This window comes from Pseudomonas sp. MD195_PC81_125 (genome assembly GCF_014060985.1).
GTDB classification, from domain to species: Bacteria; Pseudomonadota; Gammaproteobacteria; order Pseudomonadales; family Pseudomonadaceae; genus Aquipseudomonas; species Aquipseudomonas parakoreensis.
This window is the reverse complement of record NZ_JABULD010000440.1, coordinates 1-23,864: the sequence shown is the minus strand read 5'-3', so window position 1 is coordinate 23,864 and position 23,864 is coordinate 1. Positions and strand designations below refer to the sequence as shown.

14 protein-coding genes and 3 pseudogenes are annotated in these 23,864 nt (G+C 61.1%); 2 read left to right on the top strand and 15 right to left on the bottom strand.

Annotated elements, in window-relative coordinates:
• Positions 1–26: 26 nt before the first annotated feature.
• A pseudogene (locus HT737_RS17845) lies at positions 27–930 on the bottom strand (LysR substrate-binding domain-containing protein).
• 118 nt (positions 931–1,048) lie between these two features.
• On the opposite strand from HT737_RS17845, the pseudogene HT737_RS17840 reads away from it, so the two are divergent.
• A pseudogene (locus HT737_RS17840) lies at positions 1,049–2,322 on the top strand (MFS transporter).
• A gap of 136 nt (positions 2,323–2,458) precedes the next feature.
• Here the strand turns inward: HT737_RS17840 and hemE are convergent.
• From hemE to HT737_RS17785, 11 genes are all read right to left on the bottom strand, one after another.
• Entirely contained in the window at positions 2,459–3,526 is a 1,068-nt protein-coding gene (gene hemE, locus HT737_RS17835) for a uroporphyrinogen decarboxylase (protein ID WP_182403482.1), read from the bottom strand.
• A 253-nt stretch (positions 3,527–3,779) separates the two neighbouring features.
• The gene (locus HT737_RS17830) at positions 3,780–5,198 is read right to left on the bottom strand and encodes an FAD-dependent oxidoreductase (protein WP_007909438.1); all 1,419 of its coding nucleotides are present in this window, start codon (positions 5,196–5,198) and stop codon (positions 3,780–3,782) included.
• Between the two features lie 33 nt (positions 5,199–5,231).
• Complete coding sequence (gene gltB / locus HT737_RS17825) at positions 5,232–9,677, bottom strand: glutamate synthase large subunit (RefSeq protein ID WP_182403480.1); 4,446 nt, start codon at positions 9,675–9,677, stop codon at positions 5,232–5,234.
• Between the two features lie 351 nt (positions 9,678–10,028).
• Positions 10,029–11,618 (bottom strand): AAA family ATPase, encoded by a 1,590-nt coding sequence (locus HT737_RS17820; RefSeq protein ID WP_131670928.1) that lies wholly within the window; start codon positions 11,616–11,618, stop codon positions 10,029–10,031.
• Between the two features lie 10 nt (positions 11,619–11,628).
• Entirely contained in the window at positions 11,629–12,729 is a 1,101-nt protein-coding gene (gene aroB / locus HT737_RS17815; RefSeq protein WP_041074910.1) for a 3-dehydroquinate synthase, read from the bottom strand.
• Between the two features lie 151 nt (positions 12,730–12,880).
• Positions 12,881–13,399, bottom strand: a complete 519-nt coding sequence (gene aroK / locus HT737_RS17810) for a shikimate kinase AroK (RefSeq protein ID WP_027611316.1) — start codon at positions 13,397–13,399, stop codon at positions 12,881–12,883.
• Positions 13,400–13,403: 4 nt separating this feature from the next.
• Complete coding sequence (gene pilQ, locus HT737_RS17805; RefSeq protein WP_047290894.1) at positions 13,404–15,476, bottom strand: type IV pilus secretin PilQ; 2,073 nt, start codon at positions 15,474–15,476, stop codon at positions 13,404–13,406.
• A 13-nt stretch (positions 15,477–15,489) separates the two neighbouring features.
• Positions 15,490–16,017, bottom strand: a complete 528-nt coding sequence (locus tag HT737_RS17800; protein ID WP_121183296.1) for a pilus assembly protein PilP — start codon at positions 16,015–16,017, stop codon at positions 15,490–15,492.
• On the bottom strand, positions 16,014–16,637 hold the full coding sequence (pilO, locus tag HT737_RS17795) for a type 4a pilus biogenesis protein PilO (RefSeq protein ID WP_047290892.1): 624 nt from the start codon (positions 16,635–16,637) through the stop codon (positions 16,014–16,016). The genes HT737_RS17800 and pilO overlap by 4 nt, the downstream gene beginning before the upstream one ends.
• The gene (locus HT737_RS17790) at positions 16,634–17,200 is read right to left on the bottom strand and encodes a PilN domain-containing protein (protein WP_047290891.1); all 567 of its coding nucleotides are present in this window, start codon (positions 17,198–17,200) and stop codon (positions 16,634–16,636) included. Before HT737_RS17790 ends, pilO begins: the two co-directional genes overlap by 4 nt.
• A complete protein-coding gene (locus HT737_RS17785; RefSeq protein ID WP_047290890.1) occupies positions 17,200–18,264 on the bottom strand; it encodes a pilus assembly protein PilM in 1,065 nt (354 codons plus the stop codon). Before HT737_RS17785 ends, HT737_RS17790 begins: the two co-directional genes overlap by 1 nt.
• A gap of 219 nt (positions 18,265–18,483) precedes the next feature.
• Between HT737_RS17785 and HT737_RS17780 the strand changes: the two genes are divergently transcribed.
• Positions 18,484–20,928, top strand: a complete 2,445-nt coding sequence (locus HT737_RS17780; protein WP_374011182.1) for a penicillin-binding protein 1A — start codon at positions 18,484–18,486, stop codon at positions 20,926–20,928.
• A 224-nt stretch (positions 20,929–21,152) separates the two neighbouring features.
• Here the strand turns inward: HT737_RS17780 and HT737_RS17775 are convergent, their stop codons facing one another.
• The 3 genes and pseudogenes from HT737_RS17775 to rpmE all read right to left on the bottom strand — a co-directional run bounded on the left by HT737_RS17775 (position 21,153) and on the right by rpmE (position 23,643).
• On the bottom strand, positions 21,153–22,421 hold the full coding sequence (locus HT737_RS17775; RefSeq protein WP_041074924.1) for a malic enzyme-like NAD(P)-binding protein: 1,269 nt from the start codon (positions 22,419–22,421) through the stop codon (positions 21,153–21,155).
• 183 nt (positions 22,422–22,604) lie between these two features.
• Positions 22,605–23,386, bottom strand: a pseudogene (locus HT737_RS17770) (thermonuclease family protein).
• A 41-nt stretch (positions 23,387–23,427) separates the two neighbouring features.
• Positions 23,428–23,643 (bottom strand): 50S ribosomal protein L31, encoded by a 216-nt coding sequence (gene rpmE, locus HT737_RS17765; protein ID WP_041074926.1) that lies wholly within the window; start codon positions 23,641–23,643, stop codon positions 23,428–23,430.
• Positions 23,644–23,864 lie beyond the last annotated feature (221 nt).

The window sequence follows — 23,864 nt, the reverse complement described above, 5'->3', positions numbered from 1 at the left end:
CTGCTCGCGATTTTATTGCGCAGCAATCAAGCGTTTGAAGGTTCGACTTTACGCGTCAGCAGTTCGACAAACGCCTTGGCCATCGGCGATTTCTGATCCTTGCGCTGCACCAGCCACACCGCCGACACCGCCTCCGGATCGAGCAGCGGTCGATAGACCACGCCGTCGATGCGCATCCGCTGGTAGGACGCCGGCAATACCGAAACCCCAAGCCCCGCCGCGACCAATCCGATGATGGTCATCGCCTCACCGGCCTCCTGGGCAAAATGCGGGCTGAACCCGGCATCGCGGGCCAGACTGAGCAGTTGCGCATACAGCCCGCTGCCGTAGCTGCGCGGAAAGAACACGAACGGCTCCAGCGCCAGAGCCGAGAGAAACAGCCCCTCCTCACTGCCTTGGGCCAGCGGATGCTTGGAGCTGAGCACCGCCACCAAGGGCTCGCGCATCAACTCAACCACGCTCAGCGAATCCGGCAAACCCAGCGGACGCATGATGCCGACTTCGATCGACTCATCCACCAGCGCGTCCGCGACCATGGTGCTGCTCATCTCCCGCAGGTTCAGGTGCACCGCCGGGAAGCGCTGGCGAAACGAAAAAAATCGCCTGTGGAATGGTCGAGTTGAACGGCGCTGACGAGGTGAAGCCAATTTTCAATTCGCCCAGTTCACCGAGTTGCGCACGCCGGGCGACGTCCGCCGCTTTGTCGACCTGCGCCAGCACCAGCCGCGCCTCCTGCAGAAACAATCGGCCGGCCTCGCTCAGCTCGACCCGACGATTGGTGCGTTCGAACAACCGCGCGCCGACCTCTTGCTCCAGCGCCTGAATCTGCTGGCTCAGCGGTGGCTGAGAGATCCCCAGCACCTGTGCGGCGCGGCCGAAATGCAGTTCTTCGGCGACGGCGATGAAGTAGCGCAGATGACGCAATTCCATGGACACCCCATTAGGTCGTTAAAGCTATCAAACAGGTCGAACAATATATTGGATAGAAACATTAGCCAGCTATATGATTTTTTCATTGCCTGCCTGGCCGTGCCCTCCGAGGTCTGATGTGAAAACCGCCGCCGCCCCTCTTGCCCATGAAGTTCCGCCTGCCGCGGCGGACGATGTGATCGCCGAGCTGCAGGAGATCTACATCGAAAAAGGCACGCCGATGTTCATGCGCACAGTGCTCGCGCTGTTCAGTGGCGGCTTCGCGACCTTCGCTTTGCTGTATTGCGTGCAGCCGATGATGCCGCTGCTGTCCCACGAGTATGGAATCAACGCGGCGCAGAGCAGCCTGATTCTGTCGGTGGCGACCGGCATGCTGGCCTTCGGTCTGCTGATCACCGGGCCGATCTCCGACCGCGTCGGGCGCAAACCGGTGATGGTCGCGGCACTGTTCGCCGCCGCATTGTGCACGATCGCCAGTTCGATGATGCCGAGCTGGCACGGCGTGCTGATCATGCGCGCGCTGATCGGGCTGTCGCTGAGCGGCCTGGCGGCGGTGGCGATGACCTATCTGAGCGAAGAGATCCACCCGCAGCACATCGGCCTGGCGATGGGCCTGTACATCGGCGGCAACGCGATTGGCGGGATGAGCGGACGCTTGATTACCGGGGTGTTGATCGACTTCGTCAGCTGGCACACGGCGATGCTGGTGATCGGCGGCCTGGCGCTGGTCGCGGCGGCGGTGTTCTGGAAGATCCTCCCCGAATCGCGCAACTTCCGCTCACGCTCGCTGCATCCGCGCAGCCTGCTCGACGGCTTCACCATGCACTTTCGCGACGCCGGCCTGCCATTGCTGTTTCTTGAAGCCTTTGTGCTGATGGGCGCGTTCGTCACTCTGTTCAACTACATCGCTATCGCCTGCTGACGGCGCCGTACAACCTCGATCAGGTGTTCGTCGGCTTGCTGTCGGTGGTGTACCTGTCGGGCATCTACAGTTCGGCCAAAATCGGCTCGCTGGCGGACAAACTGGGGCGCCGTAAAGTGCTGTGGGCAACCATCGCACTGATGTTCGCCGGCCTTGCGCTCACGATGTTCACACCGCTGTTGCTGGTGATCATCGGCATGCTGATCTTCACGTTCGGCTTCTTCGGCGCGCACTCGGTGGCGAGCAGCTGGATCGGCCGGCGCGCGACCAAGGCCAAGGGCCAGGCGTCGTCGTTGTACCTGTTCAGTTATTACGCAGGCTCCAGCATTGCCGGGACGGCGGGTGGGGTGTTCTGGCATTTGGGCGGCTGGAATGGCATCGGCCTGTTTATTGGTGCGCTGTTGCTGGTGGCACTGCTGGTGGCGTTGAAACTGGCGAAGTTGCCGCCACTTGGTGGTGTGAAAGCTTAAAAGCAAAAGATCGCAGCCTGCGGCAGCTCCTACAGGGAAACGCGAATCCCAATGTAGGAGCTGCCGCAGGCTGCGATCTTTTGATCTTGTACAAAAACGCCCGGCATTGGCCGGGCGTTTTTTTATTGGGCGTCGATCACTCGTGATACTGCGCTGACAACTCGTGCACCGCACGCAGGAACGCGCCCGCATGCTCCGGATCGACCTCTGGGGTGATGCCGTGGCCGAGGTTGAACACGTGGCCGCTGCCCTTGCCGTAGCTGGCCAGAATGCGCCCGACCTCAGTGCGGATCGCTTCCGGTTTGGCGTAGAGCACGGTCGGGTCCATGTTGCCTTGCAGCGCGACCTTGTCGCCAACACGGGCGCGGGCATTGCCGATGTCGCAGGTCCAGTCCAGACCCAGTGCGTCGGCGCCGGCCTCGGCGATGCTTTCCAGCCACAGGCCGCCGTTCTTGGTGAAGAGGATCACCGGCACCTTGCGCCCGTCGTGTTCGCGAACCAGGCCGCTGACGATTTTCCTCATGTAGGCCAGGGAGAATTCCTGATACGCCGCCGCCGACAGGTTGCCACCCCAGGTATCGAAGATCTGCACCGCTTGCGCGCCGGCCTGGATTTGGCCGTTGAGGTAGCTGGTGACCGACTGCGCGAGTTTATCCAGCAGCAGGTGCATGGCTTGCGGGTTGTCGTAGAGCATCGCCTTGGTTTTGCGGAAGTCTTTCGACGAACCGCCTTCGACCATGTAGGTCGCCAAGGTCCACGGGCTGCCGGAGAAGCCGATCAGCGGCACACGGCCGTTCAGCTCGCGGCGGATGGTGCTGACCGCGTCCATCACATAGCCGAGATCCTTGTGTGGATCAGGGATCGGCAACGCGTCGATGTCGGCCAGGGTGCTGACGACTTTCTTGAAGCGCGGACCTTCACCGGTCTCGAAGTACAGGCCCTGGCCCATCGCATCGGGGATGGTGAGGATGTCGGAAAACAGGATCGCCGCGTCCAGTTGCGGGTAGCGGTCGAGCGGTTGCATCGTGACTTCGCAAGCGAATTCCGGATTCATGCACAGGCTCATGAAATCACCGGCCTGGGCACGGCTGGCGCGGTATTCAGGCAGGTAGCGGCCGGCCTGGCGCATCATCCACACCGGGGTGACGTCAACGGGTTGCTTGAGCAGGGCGCGGAGGAAACGGTCGTTCTTCAGGGCAGTCATGTCGGCATCCGGAAAAAAAAGTGCGGGCATTTTCTCAGAGCGTGACGCAAAAGGCACGGATGCAGGTCAGCCTTTTGTCTATCGGGTCAATTTATTGCGTTGGAAATGCGTTATCAGCAACACCGAGAAACAACTGTGGGAGCGAGCCTGCTCGCGAATAGGCCGGTACATCCAACAGTGAAGTTGCTGACAGACCGCTTTCGCGAGCAGGCTCGCTCCCACAGGGTTATTGCGTTTGGTTCAGGATCCGAAGTTAGACGCCCAGGTAATCGAGGATCCCTTCAGCCGCATTGCGCCCTTCGAAGATCGCCGTCACCACCAGGTCGGAACCGCGCACCATGTCGCCACCGGCGAAGATTTTCGGGTTGCTGGTCTGGTGCTTGTACTGACCTTGCTCAGGCGCGACGACGCGGCCTTGGCTGTCGGTCTGGATTTCGAACTGTTCGAACCACGGTGCCGGGCTTGGACGGAAACCGAAGGCGATGACCACGGCGTCGGCCGGGATGATCTCTTCGGAGCCCGGGATCGGCTCGGGGCTGCGACGGCCACGGGCGTCCGGTTCGCCGAGACGGGTCTCGACCACCTTCACGCCTTCGACCTTGTCTTCACCGACGATCGCGATCGGCTGACGGTTGTAGAGGAATTTCACGCCTTCTTCCTTGGCGTTCTTCACCTCTTTGCGCGAGCCGGGCATGTTCGCTTCGTCACGACGATAGGCGCAGGTCACCGACTTGGCGCCCTGACGGATCGAGGTGCGGTTGCAGTCCATCGCCGTGTCGCCACCACCGAGCACCACAACCTTCTTGCCTTTCATGTCGACGAAATCTTCCGGCGACTTTTCAAAGCCCAGGTTGCGGTTGACGTTGGCGATCAGGAAGTCCAGCGCGTCGTAGACGCCCGGCAGATCCTCACCGGCAAAGCCGCCCTTCATGTAGGTGTAGGTGCCCATGCCCATGAACACCGCATCGTATTCGGCGAGCAGTTGCTCCATGGTCACGTCCTTGCCGACCTCGGTGTTGAGGCGGAATTCGATGCCCATCCCGGTGAAGACTTCGCGGCGATTGCTCAGCACGGTCTTCTCAAGCTTGAACTCGGGAATGCCGAAGGTCAGCAGACCGCCGATTTCCGGGTTCTTGTCGAACACCACCGGGGTCACGCCGCCACGTACCAGCACGTCAGCACAGCCCAGACCTGCCGGGCCGGCACCGATGATTGCGACACGCTTGCCGGTCGGTTTGACCTTGGACATGTCCGGGCGCCAGCCCATGGCGAATGCGGTGTCGGTGATGTATTTCTCGACCGAACCGATGGTCACCGCGCCGAAACCGTCGTTGAGGGTGCAGGCACCCTCGCACAGACGATCCTGCGGGCAGACCCGGCCGCAGACTTCCGGCAGGGTGTTGGTCTGGTGCGACAGCTCGGCGGCCTGGAGGATGTTGCCCTCGGCCACCAGCTTCAGCCAGTTGGGAATGAAGTTGTGCACCGGGCACTTCCATTCGCAATACGGGTTGCCGCAACCCAGGCAGCGGTGGGCCTGGTCGGCCGACTGCTGGGGTTTGAACGGTTCGTAGATCTCGACGAACTCTTTCTTGCGTTGACGCAACAGTTTCTTCTTCGGATCCTTGCGCCCGACATCGATGAACTGGAAGTCGTTATTCAGACGTTCAGCCATTGTTAAAACCTCATCAAACTCTTCAGGCGCATATCACTGCGGGTTGGCACGAGTGCTGGAAAGCAACGATTTCAGGTTGGCAGCCTTAGGCTTGACCAGCCAGAAACGACGCAGGTAGTCATCAAGGTTCTCGGCGAGTTCACGACCCCACTCGCTCTCGGTTTCCTTGACGTACTCGTTCAGCACGTTCTGCAAGTGGCTGCGGTAGGCTTCCATCGCCTCGCCGCTGATCCGCTGGATTTCCACCAGTTCGTGGTTGACCCGGTCAACGAAGGTGTTGTCCTGGTCGAGCACGTAGGCGAAACCACCGGTCATGCCAGAGCCGAAGTTGTAACCGGTCTTGCCCAGGACGCAGACGAAACCACCGGTCATGTACTCGCAGCAGTGATCGCCAGTGCCTTCCACAACCGTGTGGGCACCGGAGTTACGCACGGCAAAACGCTCGCCTGCGGTGCCGGCAGCAAACAGCTTGCCGCCGGTGGCGCCGTACAGGCAGGTGTTGCCGATGATGGCGCTGTTCTGAGTCTGATAGACGCTGCCCTTCGGCGGCACGATGACCAGTTTGCCGCCGGTCATGCCTTTGCCGACGTAGTCGTTGGCGTCGCCTTCCAGGTACATGTTCAGACCGCCGGCGTTCCACACGCCGAAGCTCTGACCGGCCGTCCCTTTGAAGCGGAAGGTGATCGGCGCATGGGCCATGCCCTGATTGCCGTGCTTGCGCGCGATTTCGCCGGAGATCCGCGCACCGATCGAACGGTCGCAGTTGCAGATGTCCAGGTCGAACTCGGCGCCGCTGAGGTCATTGATCGCCGACGTCGCCATGTCGACCATTTTCTCGGCCAGCAGGCCCTGGTCGAATGGCGGGTTGCGCTCAACGCCGCAGAATTGCGGTTTGTCCGCCGGGATGTGATCGCTGCCCAGCAGGGGGGTCAGATCCAGGTGATGCTGCTTGGCGGTCTGGCCTTCGAGGACTTCCAGCAGATCGGTGCGACCGATCAGCTCTTCGAGCGAGCGCACGCCGAGCTTGGCCAGCCACTCACGGGTTTCTTCGGCGACGTAGGTGAAGAAATTCACCACCATATCGACGGTGCCGATGTAGTGATCCTTGCGCAGCTTCTCGTTCTGGGTCGCGACGCCGGTGGCGCAGTTGTTCAGATGGCAGATACGCAGATATTTGCAGCCCAGGGCGATCATCGGCGCAGTACCGAAGCCGAAGCTTTCGGCGCCGAGGATCGCGGCCTTGATCACGTCGAGGCCGGTTTTCAGGCCACCGTCGGTCTGCACCCGGACTTTGCCGCGCAGGTCGTTGCCGCGCAGGGTCTGGTGGGTTTCAGCCAGGCCGAGTTCCCACGGAGCGCCCGCGTATTTGATCGAGGTCAGCGGCGAAGCACCGGTACCACCGTCGTAGCCGGAGATGGTGATCAAGTCCGCGTAGGCCTTGGCCACACCGGCGGCGATGGTGCCGACGCCCGCTTCCGCTACCAGTTTCACCGAGACCAGCGCCTTCGGGTTGACCTGTTTCAGGTCGAAAATCAGCTGCGACAAGTCCTCGATCGAGTAGATGTCGTGGTGCGGCGGTGGCGAAATCAGGGTCACGCCCGGCACTGCGTAACGCAGCTTGGCGATCAACCCGTTGACCTTACCGCCCGGCAGTTGCCCGCCCTCGCCCGGCTTGGCGCCCTGAGCGACCTTGATTTGCAGCACTTCGGCGTTGACCAGGTATTCCGGAGTGACCCCGAAACGGCCGGTCGCGACCTGCTTGATTTTCGAGCTCTTGATGGTGCCGTAGCGCGCCGGGTCTTCGCCGCCTTCGCCGGAGTTGGAACGCGCACCGAGGCGGTTCATGGCTTCGGCCAGGGCTTCGTGAGCTTCCGGCGACAGGGCGCCCAGCGAGATACCGGCGGAGTCGAAGCGCTTGAGCACCGATTCCAGCGGTTCGACTTCACTGATGTCCAGCGGCGTATCGAGGGTCTTGACCTTGAACAGGTCACGGATCATCGACACCGGACGGTTGTCCACCAGCGAGGTGTATTCCTTGAACTTGGCGTAGTCACCCTGCTGCACGGCGGCTTGCAAAGTGTTGACCACGTCCGGGTTGTACGCGTGGTATTCGCCACCGTGGACGAACTTCAGCAGACCGCCCTGCTGGATCGGCTTGCGCGGACTCCAGGCTTCGGTGGCCAGTGCTTTCTGCTCGGCTTCGATGTCGACGAAACGCGCACCCTTGATGCGGCTCGGCACACCACGGAAGCTCAGCTCGCACACTTCTTCGGACAGACCGATGGCTTCGAACAGCTGTGCACCGCGATAGGACGCGATGGTCGAGATGCCCATCTTCGACAGGATCTTCAACAGACCTTTGGTGATGCCTTTGCGGTAATTCTTGAACACCTCGTAGAGGTCACCCAGCACTTCACCGGTACGGATCAGGTCGCCCAGCACTTCGTAGGCCAGGAACGGATACACCGCCGAGGCGCCGAAACCGATCAGCACCGCAAAGTGATGCGGATCGCGGGCGGTCGCGGTTTCCACGAGGATGTTGGAGTCGCAGCGCAGGCCTTTTTCGGTCAGGCGGTGGTGCACCGCGCCGGTGGCCAGCGATGCGTGGATCGGCAGCTTGCCCGGAGCAATATGGCGGTCACTCAGGACGATCTGGGTACGCCCGGCACGCACGGCTTCTTCAGCCTGATCGGCAACGTTGCGGATCGCCGCTTCGAGGCCGACGCTTTCGTCGTAGTTGAGGTCGATGATCTGCCGCTCGAAACCCGGGCGGTCGAGGTTCATCAGCGAGCGCCACTTGGCCGGCGAGATCACTGGCGAGCTGAGGATCACGCGCGAGGCGTGCTCCGGCGATTCCTGGAAGATGTTGCGCTCGGCCCCGAGGCAGATTTCCAGCGACATCACGATCGCTTCACGCAGCGGGTCGATTGGCGGGTTGGTGACCTGCGCGAACTGCTGGCGGAAATAGTCGTACGGCGTACGCACGCGCTGCGACAGCACGGCCATTGGCGTGTCGTCGCCCATCGAACCCACGGCTTCGTAGCCTTGTTCGCCAAGCGGACGCAGCACCTGATCACGCTCTTCGAACGTGACCTGATACATCTTCATGTATTGCTTGAGCTGATCGACGTCGTAAAACGCCGAACCGTGATCGTTGTCTTCCATGGTCGCCTGGATACGCAGGGCGTTCTTGCGCAGCCATTGCTTGTACGGATGACGGGACTTCAGACGGTTGTCGATTGCGTCGGTGTCGAGGATCTGCCCGGTTTCGGTGTCCACGGCGAGGATCTGGCCCGGGCCGACACGGCCCTTGGCGATCACGTCTTGCGGCTGGTAATTCCAGACGCCGATTTCCGACGCAACGGTGATGAAGCCGTTGGTGGTGGTGACCCAGCGCGCCGGACGCAGACCGTTACGGTCGAGCAGGCACACCGCGTAACGACCGTCGGTCATTACCACGCCAGCCGGGCCGTCCCACGGCTCCATGTGCATCGAGTTGTACTCGTAGAACGCTCGCAGATCCGGGTCCATGGTTTCAACGTTCTGCCACGCTGGCGGAATGATCATCCGCACGCCACGGAACAGGTCGATGCCACCGGTGACCATCAATTCGAGCATGTTGTCCATGCTCGAGGAGTCGGAACCGACACGGTTGACCAGCGGCCCGAGTTCTTCCAGATCCATCAGATCGTTGGTGAACTTGGTCCGACGGGCCTGCGCCCAGTTGCGGTTACCGGTAATGGTGTTGATCTCGCCGTTGTGCGCGAGGAAGCGGAATGGCTGGGCCAGCGGCCATTTCGGCAGGGTGTTGGTGGAGAAGCGCTGGTGGAACACGCAGATTGCGGTTTGCAGGCGCTGGTCACCCAGGTCCGGATAGAACGCGGCCAGGTCGGCCGGCATCATCAAACCTTTATAGATGATGGTCTTGTGCGAAAAGCTGCAGATGTAGTGGTCGGTGTCGGCGGCGTTGGCCACCGACGAGCGACGACGGGCGCTGAACAGCTTGACCGCCATGTCCTGATCGCTCAGGCCTTCACCGCCGATGTACACCTGCTCGATTTGCGGCAGACGCTCAAGGGCCAGGCGGCCGAGGACGCTGGTGTCGATCGGCACTTTGCGCCAGCCGATCAGTTGCAGGCCTTCAGCGAGGATCTCGCGGTTCATGTTCTCGCGAGCGGCTTCGGCCTTGACCGGATCCTGATTGAAGAAGACCATGCCCACGGCATATTGCTTGGGCAGCTCGACGCTGAAGTTTTCCTGGGCCATCGCCCGCAGGAACGCGTCAGGCTTTTGAATCAGCAGACCGCAACCGTCACCGGTCTTGCCGTCGGCATTAATCCCACCGCGGTGGGTCATGCAGGTCAGGGCCTCGATGGCCGTTTGCAAAAGGGTATGACTGGGCTCGCCCTGCATATGGGCTATCAGGCCGAAACCGCAGTTATCCTTGAATTCATCTGGTTGGTACAGACCTGCTTTCATAGACACTTTCTCACCAGGCTGCCTCTTTACGAGGCAAATTTCTTTTCAATTCAACCACTTGCTTGCCGCGCCGAACGTACGCCGGCTTTGCGGGGGCAAAAGGGTGGTCATTGTACACAGCGACACAGACGCTCACAAATTTGACGACGAAATGTCGCAAATTCATGTCGCATTTGTGAAAGGTTTAAAGCGATCTGCTGTGCTAGTCAAAACTTTTTTTAATTCTGACTGCAACGACTCAAAGACTACTGTGACGCAGACACCACAAGGCACGCGACCCGTAGGGGCGGCGCGCACTTGTAGAAATTTTGAGGTGCTTGGAGAGGCGGCCTGGGTAAGACCGCCGAATCTTCAGCGAGTTGTTGCCAGTTCCTGTTGGACGCTGGCGACAGTGCGAGGCCAAGGTTTACCAGCCTGAACCTTCGCTGGCAAGGCCTTGATGGCAGAAACGGCTGCATCACGATTGGCGAAGTTGCCGTAGGTGATCACGTAGAGTGGCTTGCCGTTGAGGACTTTCTTGAAATAACGGTACTCGCCGCCCTGCTCCTTGACGAAGTTTTGCGCGGTCGCTTCGGAGCTGGTGCCGAGGATCTGCACCACATAGTTGCTGGTCGGCTGACCGGCGTACCAGCTGCCACCGGCAGCCTTGGCCACGGTAACCGGCTTCTCGGCCGGTTTGGCGGCAGCAACAGGCTTGGCCGGCGCCGGGGCCGGTTTGGCCGCTGGCGCTGCCGGAGCAGGCTTGGCGGTGGCGACCTGAGTCGGTGCCGGGGTCGGCTTGGCCGCCGGAACAGGCACTGGCGTCGGCGCTGGACCGGCCGGAACACCTGCCGGTGGTGCGGAAGTCGTTACGGTTGGCGGCGTCGCGCTGGAACCTTCAACCGGCACGCCATCGTCACCTTCGGTGATGCCGCCTGCGGCCTCAGCCAACGGGCCGCGCATCACCGGCTGCGAGTTACCGACCAGCGGCAGCGGCATCGGCTGGGTATTGCCGGCGAACTCGACGTTCGGCGCGCCACCCTTGGCGCCTTGGCCCAACGGCAGTTGTGCCTGTTCGTTGGCAGGTGCGCCGGTGGTTGGTGCCTTGTTGCGACCCGGCATCAGCCAGGCGGCGGCGACCGCGACCACAACGACGGCGGAAATCGCCAATACGTGTTTCTTCGGCATGTTGAACCCCATACTTGGACGCTTGACCGCAGAGCGGCTGGCAATCATGACTTCGATCAGTGCATCGCGAGCGACCTGGTTGATGTTGCCAGGCCAACCCTCCGAGCTTTCGTGAATCTCAGAGATCTGATCCGCGGTAAAAAGTTCGACACCCCGGCCCGCACCTTCGAGCCGTTGGTCGAGATATTCGCGGGTCTCTTCTTCGGTGTACGGCTGCAATTCGATGACGTGGAAGCGCTCTTCCTCAAGGTGCAAGGCCTCGAGCTGCGCGATCAGCGACGATTCACCGAACAGGAACACGTGCGGACGCCCTTCCGGTGCACCGGCACCCAGCGCCATCAGCGCTTCGAGCGCAGATTCGTCGAGCTGCTCGGCGTCATCCACCAACAGATAGACTTCCTGCCCGGTCAGCGCCAACTGCACCACTTGCGCCAGAATCGCGCCGACCTCGGCCTGCCCAACATCCAGCGCCTGAGCAACCTGACGCAGCACGCCGGCGGCATCGCCCGCTCCACGGGCCGATACCACAACGCTTTGCACCGATTGCTTGTTGGTGCTGGCTACCAGCGCCTGGCGCAGCAGGGTCTTGCCGCTGCCTTGCGGGCCAGTGACCACCAGCAGCAACTGGCTGTAACGCGCCAGATGGTGCAGTTGCCCCAGCACCGGCTTGCGCTGGGCCGGGAAGAATTTGAAGCCCGGCACCCGCGGCGCGAAAGGGTCGTGACTTAACTGGAAATGGCCGAGGAACGCCTCGTCGGCATGCAAACTAGTCATCGGAATCTTATTAACCTTTAAGCTGAGCCAGAGCGCGGTAATCCGCTCCCAGCGTGGCCTGTAGAACCTCTTTCGGATAATCGGCGGTCACCACCGCTTCGCCCATCCGGCGCAGCAGCACCAGGCGCAGACGACCGTCGATCACTTTTTTATCAATTGCCATGTGTTCGAGAAAATCGGCTTCGGTCATTTCTTCCGGCGGGATCACCGGCAGACCGGCACGCTGGAACAGACGAATGCCGCGATCACGTTCCTGTTCGCTGATCCAGCCCAGGCGCGCGGACATGTCCAGCGCCATCACGGTGCCAGCGGCGACCGCCTCACCATGCAACCAGACACCATAGCCCATGTGGGTCTCGATGGCGTGGCCGAAGGTGTGGCCGAGGTTGAGCGTGGCACGCACGCCGGTTTCCTTCTCATCGGCACCGACCACCGCAGCCTTGGCCGCGCAGGAACGCTCGATGGCGTAGGTCAGGGCCTTCTGATCCAGTGCGCGCAGGGCGTCGATGTTTTCTTCAAGCCAGCTCAGGAACGGCTCGTCGCAGATCAGCCCGTACTTGATGACTTCGGCCAGACCGGCCGACAGCTCACGCGCCGGCAGGGTTTTCAGCGATGCGGTATCGATCAGCACGACGTTCGGCTGATAGAACGCGCCAACCATGTTCTTGCCCAAAGGATGGTTGATACCGGTCTTGCCACCCACCGACGAATCGACCTGGGACAGCAGCGTGGTAGGAATCTGGATGAAATCGACGCCGCGCTGGTAGCAGGCGGCGGCAAAACCGGCCATGTCACCGATGACCCCGCCGCCGAGGGCGATGATCGTGGTTCGACGGTCGTGACGGGCGGTCAGCAGGCCGTCGAAGATCAGTTGCAGGGTTTCCCAGTTCTTGAAGGCTTCGCCGTCCGGCAACACCACGGAAATCACCGAGAACGGCGCAAGGCTGCGGGTCAGACGTTCGAGATAGAGCGGCGCCACGGTCTCGTTGGAGATGATTGCCACCTGCCGCCCGTGGATATGCGGCGCCAGCAACTCGGGCTGATCCAACAAACCTTCGCCAATATGAATCGGGTAGCTGCGCTCGCCTAGATCGACCTTGAGTGTCTGCATGTGTCCCCACAGTGAAGATGGAAGCAGGCGTCCTGCCTTGAATTATTGGATGTCCGCGACCTTTAGCTGATGTGACGCCGCTCGCACGCCATCCGCCACAACCTCGACGGCGGTGACCGGACGCCGAGGATAGCGCATTTCGGGCGGCGCTTTAACGGGGTGGAAGCTGTGCCAGACGGTCGAGAATATCGAGCACTACCATGCGCGGTGGCCGTTCGTCGGTTTCCACCACCAGATCGGCGATCTCCCGATAGAGCGGATCGCGGATCTCCAGCAGGTCTCGCAGGGTTTTCGCCGGATCGGCGGTGCGCAGCAAAGGACGATTGCGATCGCGCGACGTACGCCCGACCTGCTGCTCGACGGAGGCGTGCAGATACACCACCCGTCCGCCCGCGTGCAGGGCCTTGCGGTTGGCATCACGCATCACCGCGCCGCCACCGGTCGCCAGCACCACGCCGTCGAACGCGCACAGCTCGGCGATCATCGCCTGCTCACGGTCACGAAAGCCGGGCTCGCCTTCCTTGTCGAAGATCCACGGGATATTGGCGCCCGTGCGCAGTTCAATTTCCTTGTCGGAATCTTTGAACGGCAGGCGCAGCTCTTTGGCCAGCAACCGGCCGATGGTGCTTTTTCCAGCGCCCATCGGTCCTACAAGAATCAAATTTCGCACAGAATCAACGACTCACAGCAATCGCCTGGTTATTCATGATACGCGGAGTGAGAAATACCAGCAGCTCGGATTTTTTCTCCGAAACCACATCACGCCGGAAAAGGCGGCCAAGATACGGCACATCGCCAAGAAATGGCACCTTATCTACGACCTTGCTTTGAGTATTTGAGAAAACGCCCCCAATCACGATGGTCTCACCGTCGTTTACCAGTACTTTGGCGTTGACTTCGTTCTTCTTGATCGGCGGCACATCCTGCACCTTGTTCAGGTAGTCCGGTTCGTCCTTGGTGACCTTGACCTCCATGATGATGCGGTTGTCGGGGGTGATCTGCGGCGTCACTTCCAGCGACAGCGAAGCCTCCTTGAACGACACCGACGTCGCACCGCTGGAACTGGCTTCCTGGTACGGAATCTCGGTGCCTTTGAGGATTTTCGCGGTCTCCTTGTCGGAGGTAACCACTTTCGGCTGGGAGACGATTTCACCATTGCCGGTCTTTTCCATGGCGGTCAGCTCAAGATCGAGCAACACATTGTCGGTGATAAAAGCGATGCCGATCCCGGATGTGTTACCGACCGTGCCCATGTCGACGAACGGCGAGTTGGTGCTGGTACTGCCCGGTGTGCCGATGGTGGTCGAGGTGCCGTTACTGACCCCGGAGGTGTTCCAGTTGCCCTTGTTCTGGATCGAACCGCCCCAGCGCACGCCCAGGCTCTTGTCGTAATCAACGTTGGCTTCGACGATCCGCGCTTCGATCATCACCTGACGCACCGGGATATCCAGCTGCGCCACGATCCGCCGCAGTTCGTCGAGGCGATCCTGGGTCTGGTAGGCAATGATGTTGTTGGTCCGTTCATCGACCGTGATCGAGCCGCGTTCATCGATTTTCGCTTCGGCGCTGGTGACCGACTGGAACAGCTTGGCAATGTCCGCCGCTTTGGCGTAGTTCACTTGCAGCAGCTCGCGACGCAGCGGTGCCAACTCAGCGATCTGCTTCTGCGATTCCAGTTCCTGGCGTTCGCGGGCGGCGATTTCGTCGGCCGGCGCCACCAGCAACACGTTGCCGATCTTGCGTTTATCCAGCCCCTTGGTCTTCAGCACCAGATCCAGCGCCTGGTCCCACGGCACGTTCTGCAGACGCAAGGTGATCCCGCCCTGCACCGTATCGCTGGCCACCAGATTGAGGTTGGTGAAATCGGCGATCAGTTGCAGCACCGAGCGCACGTCGATGTCCTGGAAATTCAGCGAAAGCTTTTCGCCGCTGTAGCTGTTGCGGTCGGCATTGCGCTTTTGCAGATCATCGACGGTCATCGGGCGAATGCTGACGGTCAGCTTGTTATCGGTCTGGTAGGTGGAATAGTCGAACGTGCCGCTGGGTTCGACGGTGATGACCGCACGATCGCCAGTGGCGGCGGCATTGACGAACTGCACCGGGGTGGCGAAGTCCTTGACGTCGAGGCGTACCCGCAGCCTGTCGGGCAACTGGGTGCGGGCAAAGCTGAGAATGATCTTGCCGTCATGCTCCTGGATGTCGGGGGCGATGGTCGGGTCGGAAAGGTCGATGACCACGTTCCCCTCCCCTGCAGTACCGCGCTGGAAATCGACGCCACGAATGGTTTTGGCGGCAGGGGTGTAAGCCTTCGCCGGAGCCGCAACCGGTCGCGGCGCAGCAGCGGCAGGCCTTGGCGCAGCAGGCTTGGCGCCCTGCCCGACCACCACGAACAGATTGTTGCCCTCGACCCGTGAGGTATACGGCGTCAGTTGCGTCAGATTGATGATCAGACGCGTACGGTCGCTGGCTTCGACCACTGTCGCACTGCGGGCGTTGCCGCTGCCCAGATCGCGGGTCTTGTTCGTCAGTTGGCTGGCGACACCCGGCAGATCCAGGGCGATTCGCGCCGGCGATTCGGTGGTGTAGCCCTTGGGTTGCGGTGGCGGGCCGTCAAACGCCAGCTTCAACTCGATACGGTCACCCGGTAACGCCGCAACATCCAGCGCCTGGAGACTGGCCGCCTGAACCATCGGTGAAAGCAGCGCTATCCATAGCGAAAAACCGAGGGTGGAGAAAATCCTGTTCATTGTTCGACTTCCACTATGAGTGCTCTTTCAAAGGAATGGTTCGCGGACGTTCCAGCCAGGCGCCTTCGCCGTCGGGCACGATCTCGACCACATCGACCTGAGTGGCGCTGATAGCGACAATGCGCCCATCGTTGCGCCCCAGGTAGTCGCCGACTTTCAACCGATGCACACCGCCCGCCCCACGCAGCAACGCAAAGGAGCCGGAGGCATTGGAGATCGTGCCGACCATTTCAAACTGCTCGATGTTGAAACCTTCGAGGTATTGCTTGACCCGGTTGGGGTCGGGTTTGACGTTACGCGAGCCGCGCTGGTGCCCGGCCAGATCGACTCGCACCTGACGCGAGAACGGGCTGCGCAGGTTGGCCGCGCTGTAGGTGAACGTGGGATAGGAATGAAACGTCGGCGTCGGCTCGATCCGGCCGGCCGGCCGCAGACGTACTTCGTTCATGTAAGCGTCGAGGTCACTGAACTCGTCACTGCTGCCGCAACCACTGAGGCCGAACAACAGCACTGACAGGGCGAAAAAACGAAACGGGGTCATTTGTCCAACCCCTTGTCGTTGTAGCGGTATGTCTTGGCGAGGATGTTCATACGCAGCTTCGTCCCGCCGTCGGGGCTGGCAGGTGCCAGTTCGAAATCGTGCAAGGTGACGATCCGTGGCAACCCGGCAACCCCACTGACGAACGTCGCAAGGTCGTGGTAAGCCCCGGTGACGGTGATCTGGATCGGCAACTCGATGTAGAACGGCTGAGTCACTTCCGGCAGCAGTTTGATCTCTTCGAATTCGAGACCGCTGCCCAGCCCGGTGCGGGTGATGTCTTCGAGTAATCCCGGGACTTCGGTGTCGCTGGGCAACTGCCGCAGGAGCACGCCAAAAGTGTTTTCCATCTCCTTCATCTGCTGGGTGTACAACTCCAGGTTGGCGGCCATGCGCGCCTTGCTGGCGAATTGCTCTTTCAAGGTGTCTTCTTCCTGACGCCTGGCTTCCAGCTGGTTTTCCATGTCGCTGATGAAAAAGTTGTAGCCAAGCGCCAGCACCAGCACCGCCAGGAACACGCCCGCGATGCTTTTCACCGCGGCCGGCCAGGAGCCGATATTGCTGGTGTCCAGATCGTTGAAGTCGATATTGCGCAGACTTTGCAGCCATTCGGACGGTTTCATTTGTCGCCCTCCGTCACGGCCGGCTGGGTCTGACGAACGGTCAGCTGAAAGACGTTGGCCTGGTCCACCTGACCGGCAGTCGTCGCTTTCACTTCATTGAGACTCGGCGCGTCGAACCAGTCGGAGGCATCCAGATTGCGCATCAGCTCCGAAACGCGATTGTTCGACTCCGCTGCGCCGCTGATCGACAGCGTCTTGCCGGCCAGTTTCACGCTGGTGAAATACACCCCGTCCGGCAGCGTGCGCGCCAGTTGGTCGAAGATCCGCCCGCTGATCTGCCGGTTGCCCTGCAAGTCCTGGATGATGCGCATGCGCTCGACCAGTTGCTGGCGCCGTGCCTTGAGTTCGCTGATCTGCTTGATTCGTTCGTCGACCACGGCAATCTGTTTGCCGATGTAGGCATTGCGTGCGGCCTGCCGCTCGATGGCGGTACTGAAGACCTGATCGGCGATAAATACCGCGCCCACCGAGCCGACGAAGACCCCGATGAGAATCAGCAGGAAGCGCTTGCGCCGCTCTTCGCGGCGCTCTTCACGCCAGGGGAGAAGGTTGATCCGCGCCATCAGTCGAAACTCCTGAGCGCGAGCCCGCAGGCGATCATCAGGGCCGGCGCGTCACTGGCCAGGGCCCCGGCGTTGACCTTGCTGCTCAAGGACATGTCGGAAAACGGGTTGGCGACCTGGGTCGGGGTGCCCAGACGCTGCTCGATCAGGCGATCCAGCCCCGGTACCGAGGCTGTGCCGCCGGCCAGCAGAATATGATCGACCGAATGGTACTGCCCGGAGGCGAAAAAGAACTGCAATGAGCGCGAGACCTGCTGCACCAGGGCGTCACGGAATGGCTGCAACACCTCGCTGACATAGTCATCCGGCAGACCGCCCTGCTTTTTCGCCAGTCCGGCCTGCTCGACGGTCAGACCGTAGCGGCGCTGGATTTCCTCGGTCAGTTGCCGGCCACCGAACAGTTGCTCGCGGGTATAGATGATGCGGCCGTTGTGCAGGACGCTGAGGGTGGTCATGGTGGCGCCGATGTCCACCACGGCGACAGTCAGGCGCTCCTGCGAGGCGGCCAATTGAGTGGCGAGCAGGCCGAACGAGCGTTCCAGCGCGTAGGCCTCGACGTCGACCACGCGCGCAGTCAGCCCGGCCAGCGCCAGCGCTGCCTCGCGCACTTCGACATTCTCCTTGCGACAGGCGGCCAGCAGCACGTTGACCCGCTCCGGGTTGCGCGGCGACACACCCTGGACCTCGAAATCGATGGCGACCTCGTCCAGCGGATAGGGGATGTATTGATCGGCCTCGATCTTGAGCTGGTTTTCCAGTTCGTCATCGGTCAGCCCGGCATCCATCTCGATGATCTTGGTAATCACCGCTGAACCGGCCACCGCCACCGCCACGCTTTTGAGGCCGGTCCGCGCCTTGACCAGCACGCGGGACAAGGCATTGCCCACGCCTTCGAGCTCGGCGATGTTCTTTTCAACCACGGCGTTGGGCGGCAGCGGCTCAACCGCGTAGGCCTCGACGCGGTAGCGGTCACCCTGACGGCTCAGTTCCAAAAGCTTCACCGAAGTGGAGCTGATGTCGATCCCCAGTAACGCATTGGTCTTTTTATTGAAGAGTCCCAGCACTACCAATTCCCTATGACTTTCCGTGAGTTACGGACTCTGTAATACGCATTGCGTTCCTTCACCCCGCCTTGACAGAAGCGCAAATGACGCCCCCAGCAGAAAAGTGCTTATAATGCCCAGCGTTTTTTTCCGCTTTTTACTGCCGGCCCAGGCTGTTCCGTGTGTTACCGGAACCCTGTCGCCACATTCATTCTTTGCCCTGGATGCCCAAAAGCCTTGATTCGTCTGCTGAAATTTTTCGGTTGGTCCATCGTCGCCGTTTTCTGCGGACTGCTTTTAGGTCTCAGCGGCGCGTTTCTTTACCTTAGTCCGGGTTTGCCGTCTGTGGAGGCGCTGAGAAGCATTCAGTTGCAGATTCCGCTGCGGGTCTACAGCAGCGACAACAAGTTGATCGCAGAATTTGGCGAAATGCGCCGCACTCCGATCCGTTTCGCCGACATTCCGCCCAATTTCATTAATGCGTTACTAAGTGCTGAAGACGACAATTTCGCCAACCACTATGGCGTCGATCCTAGCAGCCTGATGCGTGCCGCGACCCAACTGGTCAAAAGCGGGCACATCCAGTCCGGCGGCAGCACCATCACCATGCAGGTGGCGAAGAACTTCTTCCTGACCAGCGAACGCAGCTTCTCGCGCAAAACCACCGAGATTCTCCTGGCCCTGCAGATCGAACGGCAGTTGACCAAGGACGAGATCCTTGAGCTGTACGTAAACAAGATTTATCTGGGTAACCGCGCCTATGGCATCGAGGCGGCGGCTCAGGTGTATTACGGCAAGTCGATCCGCGACGTCAGCCTGGCGCAGATGGCAATGATCGCCGGCCTGCCAAAAGCCCCGTCGCGCTTCAACCCGCTGGCCAACCCGGCGCGCAGCAAGGAACGCCGCGACTGGATCCTCGGCCGCATGTACAAGCTTGGAAAAATTTCCGAAGCCGACTACACCGCCGCGATCAACGAGCCGCTGAACGCCAGCTATCACGTACCGACCCCGGAAGTGAACGCACCGTACATCGCCGAGATGGCCCGTGCGGAAATGGTCGGCCGCTATGGCAGCGACGCCTACACAGAAGGTTTCCGCGTCACCACCACCGTGCCGAGCAACCTGCAGGAAATGGCCAACACCGCGTTGCACGAAGGCCTGATGACCTACGACCAGCGTCACGGCTACCGTGGCCCCGAGTCGCGCCTGCCGGGCAAGACTCACGAAGCGTGGGCCACCGAACTGACCAAGCAGCGCACCATCAGCAGCCTGGAGCCGGCCATCGTCACCCAGGTCGACAAGAATGGCTTGCAGGTACTGACCCGTACCGGCGAAGAGCACGTCGCCTGGGACACCATGAAATGGGCGCGCCCGTTCCTCAATACCAACAGCATGGGCGCCGCACCGCGTCAGCCGTCGGACGTGGCGCAGGTCGGCGACCTGATTCGCGTGCAGCGTCAGCCGAACAATTCGCTGAAGTTCAGCCAGATCCCGCAGGCGCAAGGCGCGCTGGTGTCGCTGGATCCACAGAACGGCGCGATTCGCTCGCTGGTCGGTGGTTTCGCCTTCGAACAGAGCAACTACAACCGCGCCCTGCAGGCCAAGCGTCAGCCGGGTTCGAGCTTCAAGCCGTTCGTCTACAGCGCTGCGCTGGACAGCGGTTACACCGCCGCGACCCTGGTCAACGACGCCCCGATCGTGTTCGTCGACGAGTACCTGGACAAAGTCTGGCGGCCGAAGAACGACACCAACACCTTCCTCGGCCCGATCCGCTTGCGCGAGGCGCTGTACAAGTCGCGTAACCTGGTGTCGATCCGTTTGTTGCAGGCGATGGGTGTCGGCAAGACCATCGACTACATCACCCGCTTCGGTTTCAACAAGCAGGACCTGCCGCCGAACCTGTCGCTGGCACTGGGCACCGCGACCCTGACCCCGATGGAGATCGCTACCGGCTGGAGCACTTTCGCCAACGGCGGCTACAAGATCACCCCGTACATCATCGACAAGATCGAAAGCCGCAACGGCGACACGCTGTTCGTCGCCAACCCGCCGACCGTGCCACAGGGCGGCTCGGCGACCGATGGCATCGCCGCGCCGACGCCTCAGCCGATTACTGTCAACGCCGCCGCGGCTCCGGGTGAAGCCCCGGGCGTTGCGACTGCGCCACAAACGCCTGCGGTGGCTGAGCGAATTGTCGATGGCCGCACCACGTACATCCTCAACAGCATGCTGCAGGACGTGATCAAGCTCGGCACCGGCCGCCGCGCGCTGGCCATGGGTCGCAGCGACATCGCGGGCAAGACCGGTACCACCAACGAATCGAAGGATGCGTGGTTCTCCGGTTACAACGCGGATTACGTGACCACCGTGTGGACCGGCTTCGACCAGCCGGAAAGTCTCGGTCGCCGCGAGTTCGGTGGCACCGTGGCGTTGCCGATCTGGATGAACTACATGTCGGCGGCACTGAAGGACAAGCCGCCGCATGTGCAGCCTGAGCCGGAAGGCATCCTCAGCCTGCGGGTGGATCCGGTCAGCGGTCGTGCCGCCACCCCGAGCACACCGGGTGCCTACTTCGAGCTGTTCAAGGCCGAAGACACGCCGCCTTCGGTGAATGAACTGGGCAACGGTGCCGTACCGGGCAGCCCGCTGCCAGCGGATGAGCAGGCGCCGATCGATCTGTTCTGATCCAGCGTCATTGAAAAGCCCCGCCTTCGAGAGAAGAGCGGGGCTTTTTATTGCCTGAAGATCAAGATCAAAAGATCGTCCGAACGCGGCCCGAACCTGCGGCAGCTCCGACGTTTGGAATGCGCTCCTCCTGTAGAAGCTGCGGTGCTGCGATCTTTTGATCTGCCAACAAAAAGCCCCGACTCATGACGAGCCGGGGCTTTTGGTTGGAGCGCTACAACGGCTTAGCCGTTGAACACGTCATCCACACTTTTCAGCGGGTAGTTCTTCGGATACGGCAGGGTGGCCACACCGGTCTCGATCGCGGCTTTGGCCACAGCGTCGGAGATCAGGGTGATCAGGCGCTTGTCCATTGGCTTCGGAATGATGTACTCACGGCCGAATTCCAGCGGCGCACCACCGTAGGCGTCGCACACGTCCTGTGGCACTGGCAGTTTGGCCAGTTCGCGCAGGGCGTTGGCCGCAGCCACTTTCATTTCTTCGTTGATGCGCTTGGCGCGAACGTCCAGGGCACCACGGAAGATGAACGGGAAGCCCAGAACGTTGTTGACCTGGTTCGGGTAGTCGGAACGACCGGTGGCCATGATCACGTCGCTGCGGGTGGCGTGCGCCAGTTCCGGGGAGATTTCCGGATCCGGGTTCGAGCAGGCAAAGACAATCGGGTTGGCTGCCATCGACAGCAGGCCTTCAGCGCTCAGCAGGTTCGGACCGGACAGACCGACGAACACATCAGCGCCTTGCAGAGCGTCAGCCAGGCTGCGCTTGTCGGTGGCGTGAGCGAATACCGCTTTGTACTGGTTCAGGTCGTCACGGCCGGAGTGGATCACACCGGTACGGTCAACCATGAAGATGTTTTCGATTTTTGCGCCCATGCTCACCAGCAACTTCATGCAGGAGATGGCCGCAGCGCCAGCGCCGAGGCAGACGATCTTGGCTTCCGGCAGGGTTTTGCCGGCGATTTCCAGGGCGTTGATCATGCCGGCTGCGGTCACGATCGCGGTGCCATGCTGGTCATCGTGGAATACCGGAATGTCGCACTGCTCGATCAGAGCGCGCTCGATCTCAAAGCACTCAGGCGCCTTGATGTCTTCCAGGTTGATGCCACCGAAGGTGATGGAGATGCGTTTTACGGTGTCGATGAAAGCTTGCGGGCTTTCGGAGTCGACTTCGATGTCGAACACGTCGATGCCGGCGAAGCGCTTGAACAGTACGCCTTTACCTTCCATTACCGGCTTGGAAGCCAGTGGGCCGAGGTTACCCAGACCCAGAATCGCGGTGCCATCGGAAATGACTGCAACCAGGTTGCCCTTGCCGGTGTATTTGTAGGCCAGTTCAGGATCGCGGGCGATCTCGCGCACTGGTTCAGCTACGCCGGGGCTGTAGGCCAGCGACAGGTCGCGGGCGGTAGCAGTGGCCTTGGTGAGCTCGACACTCAGCTTCCCTGGACGAGGATTGGCATGATATTCGAGAGCGGCAGTTTTCAGATCAGACATTTTGGCATTCCGCTTTTTACTGTTGGACAGACTGGTCAGCGAGGATACGCGCCTCGCAAAGTCCCCACAAGACTGAGCGGTCACCCCTGTCAAGCGCCCTGTCCTACGACTTTGGGCCAAGAGCCACGGCGCACAAGGGCTGGACTGTTCACAATCGATAGAAAAAATGTCTACAATTTTTCTTCAGCGCGCACTTTGCAGCATCGACGGATCGGTCAACGGCAGCAGCCAACGCGGCTGACCCGGCTTCAACCCGCCACGCCGTGAACGGTCAACGACCCAGCCGCGAGCCTCGACCTGCCTGCCCTTCAGCGTCTGCAATCGGCCACTGTCGAATTGTCCGAGCAGATTGGGCGCAACGCGCAGTACAACCGAGCCCTGCAACTCGATCCAGATTCCGCCGCGATTGCGCTGAACCTTGCTCACACGCCCACTGACCAAGGCGAACCCCGAAGTGCGGATCTGCTGCGCTTTCAGTACAGGCGATTGGCGCCAGACCCCGCGCCCAGCGAGTCGTGCACGCTGTTCGGCGGCTTGCTGACAGGCAACCAGATCGACATTCGGTGCCACCGCCACTTGAAAACCGAGACCCTCTGCAAGCATTTGCGCTTCAAGATTGGCCCCGCTTGAACTGTAGACATGCGCGAGGGTGCGACCGTAATGGTCTTTGGCCTGCTTGCCCGGCAGCAAACCGACTCGACCGCCGCTGTCCGCCACCAAAGCTTCAAGCGCTTGCGCGCGGCCACGGCGAAGGGTTCGTCACTGCGGCCCTGCTTGCCCAGTTCCGGGGTGTTGAGACCGATCATCCGCACGCTGCGTCCATCGTTCAGACGCAGGGTGTCGCCGTCGACCACACGCTGTACCGCAACGCTGCTCAGGCCGCCCGGCGCCGGGCAAAACGCCTGGGCGCCGGACAGCCAAATCGCAGACACAAAAAAGGCGCCCACGAGGGACGCCTTTTTCATCAGCCTTGAAAAACCGTAGAGGCTTTCCAGGATGACCAATCTTACTTCTTGGCGCCGAAGGCACCGAAACGGTCGGCGAACTTCTGAACGCGACCACCGGTGTCCAGAGTCTTCTGCTTACCGGTGTAGAACGGGTGGCACTCGTTGCAAACGTCGATCGCCAGGGCTTTGCCGAAGGTCGAACGGGTTTCGAACTTGTTGCCGCAGCTGCAGGTAACAGCAACTACTGGGTAATCCGGGTGGATATCAGCTTTCATGGTGTATTCCTCAGGCTAGCGTGCCGCCACCCAACACTATTGTTGAATACCGCACGTAATTAGGCCGCGGATTCTACCAGACAATGTCAATCGCGCAAGCTGTCCCTGAGACCGACCGTCTGCTAGGCTCCCGGGCTTGAACGCACCCCCTGTGGGAGCGAGCTTGCTCGCGAATGCGTTGTGCCAGTTGATGACTTCGTGCCTGACACACCGCGTTCGCG

Coding starts and splice junctions, on each gene's coding strand:
- rpmE (WP_041074926.1), bottom strand. CDS start 23,643: ATGAAAGCTGATATCCACCCGGATTACCCAGTAGTTGCTGTTACCTGC.
- hemE (WP_182403482.1), bottom strand. CDS start 3,526: ATGACTGCCCTGAAGAACGACCGTTTCCTCCGCGCCCTGCTCAAGCAA.
- pilQ (WP_047290894.1), bottom strand. CDS start 15,476: ATGAACAGGATTTTCTCCACCCTCGGTTTTTCGCTATGGATAGCGCTG.
- aroB (WP_041074910.1), bottom strand. CDS start 12,729: ATGCAGACACTCAAGGTCGATCTAGGCGAGCGCAGCTACCCGATTCAT.
- HT737_RS17800 (WP_121183296.1), bottom strand. CDS start 16,017: ATGACCCCGTTTCGTTTTTTCGCCCTGTCAGTGCTGTTGTTCGGCCTC.
- HT737_RS17820 (WP_131670928.1), bottom strand. CDS start 11,618: ATGACTAGTTTGCATGCCGACGAGGCGTTCCTCGGCCATTTCCAGTTA.
- HT737_RS17790 (WP_047290891.1), bottom strand. CDS start 17,200: ATGGCGCGGATCAACCTTCTCCCCTGGCGTGAAGAGCGCCGCGAAGAG.
- gltB (WP_182403480.1), bottom strand. CDS start 9,677: ATGAAAGCAGGTCTGTACCAACCAGATGAATTCAAGGATAACTGCGGT.
- pilO (WP_047290892.1), bottom strand. CDS start 16,637: ATGAAACCGTCCGAATGGCTGCAAAGTCTGCGCAATATCGACTTCAAC.
- HT737_RS17775 (WP_041074924.1), bottom strand. CDS start 22,421: ATGTCTGATCTGAAAACTGCCGCTCTCGAATATCATGCCAATCCTCGT.
- HT737_RS17830 (WP_007909438.1), bottom strand. CDS start 5,198: ATGGCTGAACGTCTGAATAACGACTTCCAGTTCATCGATGTCGGGCGC.